This window comes from Stenotrophomonas sp. (assembly GCF_050737575.1).
Classification (GTDB): Bacteria; Pseudomonadota; Gammaproteobacteria; order Xanthomonadales; family Xanthomonadaceae; genus Stenotrophomonas.
Genome location: NZ_JBOHXW010000015.1, coordinates 1 through 3516, shown reverse-complemented (window position 1 = coordinate 3516; position 3516 = coordinate 1). Strand labels below are relative to the sequence as shown.

Genomic DNA, 3516 nt, shown 5'->3' with positions numbered 1-3516 from the left:
CACCATCTTGACGGCTTCTTCCCTGAGCTCGGGAGAGAATTTTCTGCGAGATTGTGGCACCTTTTATCCTTTTCGGACCAGTATAACCTTAGTGGGTCTACTGTCCGGAAAGTTAGGGGCAGGTCACACCGCTCGTCAGGCCCCAGCGCCCGATTGACCACGATCACGTGCGTGTGCAGCAGCGGATCCCCAGGCCGGCTCGTCCGGTGATCGAACCCCACGGCCAACAGCCCCGACGCGGCGACCTTCTCCACGCCGTTACGACCGCGGCGCACCACCGCGAACCGCTCCAGATACTCCACCGCCGCACGCAACCCGCGTGATGGGCGGCCAGCGCAGCGGCTGCCTCCTCGCGATCACCCAGCCCGTACAGCAACGACACGCTCTTCGTCGGGCGGAACACGAAGTCGTAAGCCAGCACACCGTCCTTGCGGTGCCGCCGCCCGAGCAGCTCACCGGTGGCCGGGTGCTCGCCCACGAACAGCTGGCGGAACTGCTCGGCGGTCACCTCACCCGACAGGGCGAGCGCCTCCGGGGCGGCCGTGCCGAGGACGTAGCCGGGCGCCTCGCCGTGACCGGTCAGGTATGCCTCTCGGTCCTCGGCGACTTGGCGTAGATAGTAATCCTCGCGCCCCGCTCCGAGCTTTGCCGCATCGATCACCTCCACCCCCAGTGTTTTGTTCCGACCGCAGGCCTGGCCCGCATCAATGATGCATTTCTGTCATCTCGATTCCGGGGCAGGGTAACACGCTCGAGAGACAGCTGTGCAAGAACTCTGCGCAGCTAGTGACCATGTTGTTGGTGACCGTGGTGACAGCTGAAATAGGACTGGACCGGTTAGAAGAACCTGGATGATTCAGAAGAAGAAGCGAAGATCCTGAGCGGAAGCCACGAAAACAAACCGATCCTCGACGTACTGGAATGACTGACGATTGTCGCCGAGCGTCGGATTCGCGGAGCAGAACGTCGCGCATGGCGGCGCTGGCGCGCACGTGTCGAGGCCAGGACCACCTCGGAAGGAGGCCGAAGCGGCCCTGTAGCGCCTGCCGCTCGCGGCGGTTGGTGATGACCCTGTCTGCCGCTACGGTGCGCTCATGAGCACACCGGCACCCATAGGCGAGCCAGGCGGGTACGACCCCAGCGGCCTTACCGCGACTACGCGCTGGACGATCTGGTCGAGATGCTGGAGCACCAGTACGACCAGGAGCAGCCACTCAACGAGCTCACGGTGTTCGAGCTGGCTCACCGGGCGGTCGAGACTCAGCGTGCCGCGAGTCGCTAGCCGCCAGTGAACATTCCGCGGGTCGTGCACATCAGCCCGGGACCCCTACTGACCGCCGATCCGAGGCGACGGCAAGGTCCTGCACATGGATCACGTCGTGCCCGCCACCCCCAGCGCATCGGCCAGCAGCGGGGACAGGCTCTGGTCGAGGAGGAGCCTCACGCGCCCCGGCGCAGCGGCAGCTCACGCTCGCGTACCGCCTCTGCGGCGTACCGCAGCGCCTCGACGACGTCATTGGCCTCCAGGGAGGGCAGCTCGGTCAAGATCTCCTCGACCGTCATCCCGTCAGCGACCATGGACACGACCGTCGCCACCGGAATCCGCAGGCCGCGGATGCAAGGCATGCCGCCCATCTGCGCCGGATCGACCGTGACGCGCGTGAACCCCATGCCAACACCTCCACCTGCGCTCTTCCCGTCAGGATACGGCGTCCATGTTCAAGGGGATCCGCAACGCGAGGAGAGCCGGAGGACAGCCCGGCCGGACTCGGACTCGTCATCGATGGCTTCGGCCCGCTGGCGCACGTTGGTTTCCAGCCGCATGCGATCCTGGACTCAGGGCTCCGTATCGCCACAGACATCCACCAAGTAGCGCTTGACGACCTCGAGGGCGTCGTTGACCCTCCAAACCGGATGCGCCTGCGCGCGAACGTGGCCAGCGTCTTGCTGGCAAGGCAACTCGCAGTGGTGTGCTGACTCCGCTGACCTGCGAGCACGCATGACGGAGCTGACGCGGGCGGCCGGACGGGGCCGAGCCGACGACGCCTTTCGAGGATTCAGCTGGCCTGCCGGACCAGTTGCGCGACCCGCTGGTGGGAAATACCGAGCAGATCGGCAGCGTCGCGCATACTCAGGCCCAATTCGCCGGTCAGCCGCCGCGCCGTCACGCGCAGGTCGGTGACAACCTCACGCTCAGCACTGCGTAGCTGCTGGTGCCGTGCACGAACCTGGGCGGCCTGCGCGACAGCGTCGCCGGGCAGGACGACCTCGAAGCGGAGGTCGAAGCTGTCGGGGTCGACGTCGTACCAGGTCGCAGCCGCGTCCCGGATCATCTCGCGGACCTGTGCGAGCGTGCGGCCGAAGGTGTGGCAGCGCTGTTCCTTACCGAGCTCGGCGAGCCAGTAAGAGCTTTCGGGATCGCGTTCGATGCGGGCCGTGTACATGGGCCGGTTCTGGGTAGTCATGACATCCACTCCTGGAGGCCGAGGCAAGGCTCGAGGTCTCGGACGATCTTCCGCAGAGTGCCCCGGGCAATGTCACCGGTGTGGACCGGGACTACGGTCTGACAATCACCGCACGGACAACCAGATACGAGCCAATCTGTGCGGATCTCGACGCATCCAGTCTTCCGGAGCCTGCTGCGGAGTTCCCTCGTCGTCATGGCATAGTCTATCACCTAGACAGTGGCTGTCTAGGTGATAGGCGAAGACGTAGGGAGTCCGGTGGATGGCCGACGCTACGGGGGCAGATAGCCAAACAGCCGTGCCGCAGCCAGTCACGGGCAAGGTTGGCGTGTCCGCTCACATCTCGGACGAGAACGGTTGCGTCGTCAGTCAGTGCAGGTGGAGACCAAAGTTCATGCTAACGGTGGTGCTAACGGATACAGGACTGAACTGGTGAAAAGATCAAGAACTACCTAGAAGAACTGGACTGGCGATCCTGGACTTGAACAGCGTAAACACCACAATACTCGACGCTTTGAAGTGACTGATTCGTTCTTGTAAAGCGAAGGTCCGGGGTTCGAATCCCCGTCCCGGCTCCAGGAAAGTCCAGGTAGAAAGCTCCTACCGCGTGCTCGTCTACGCCGGCCGGGATCCGCTCACCGGCAAGGAGCGCCGCCGCACCGGCACCGCGAAGACCCGCAAGGAGGCCGAGGTCCTGCGCACCGGCTACTGGGCGAGATCGACCGAGGACGGGTGGCCGGCAACAAGGCCACGGTCGCCGAGCTGCTCGCCCGGTGGCTCGACACCGCCGACCACGAGTTCACGACCCGCGACGGCTACCAGCGCTGCATCGCCACGAAGATCCTCCCCGCCCTCGGCACGGTGCAGATCCGCAAGCTCACCGTCGAGACGCTCGACCAGTTCTACGCCGAGCTGCGCAAGCGCGGCGGCGTGGGTGGGAGGCCGCTCGCCGGCGCGACCGTGCGCAAGGTCCACTTCATCCTCCGCGCCGCGCTGGGCCTGGCGGTGAAGTGGGGTTGGATCCCCGACAACCCGGCGGAGCTGGCCACGG

Annotated in this window: 5 protein-coding genes; 1 reads left to right on the top strand and 4 read right to left on the bottom strand. The window is 65.3% G+C overall.

Translation table 11 applies throughout. The features are described 5' to 3' along the window. From ACREP4_RS16930 to ACREP4_RS16915, 4 genes are all read right to left on the bottom strand, one after another. The coding region (locus tag ACREP4_RS16930) for a relaxase domain-containing protein (protein ID WP_431597369.1) at positions 1-254 on the bottom strand (254 nt) is incomplete at its 3' end. Beyond that, entirely contained in the window at positions 164-667 is a 504-nt protein-coding gene (locus ACREP4_RS16925) for a relaxase domain-containing protein (RefSeq protein WP_431597368.1), read from the bottom strand. The genes ACREP4_RS16925 and ACREP4_RS16930, both read right to left, overlap by 91 nt. A gap of 773 nt (positions 668-1440) precedes the next feature. Beyond that, positions 1441-1671 carry a DUF433 domain-containing protein gene (locus tag ACREP4_RS16920; protein WP_431597367.1) on the bottom strand — a complete coding sequence of 77 codons (231 nt, stop codon included), beginning with the start codon at positions 1669-1671 and terminating at the stop codon, positions 1441-1443. Positions 1672-2057: 386 nt separating this feature from the next. Beyond that, complete coding sequence (locus ACREP4_RS16915) at positions 2058-2465, bottom strand: type II toxin-antitoxin system HicB family antitoxin (RefSeq protein ID WP_431597366.1); 408 nt, start codon at positions 2463-2465, stop codon at positions 2058-2060. A 732-nt stretch (positions 2466-3197) separates the two neighbouring features. On the opposite strand from ACREP4_RS16915, the gene ACREP4_RS16910 reads away from it, so the two are divergent. Then, a partial coding sequence (locus ACREP4_RS16910) for a hypothetical protein (RefSeq protein ID WP_431597365.1) occupies positions 3198-3516 on the top strand: 319 nt, incomplete at its 3' end.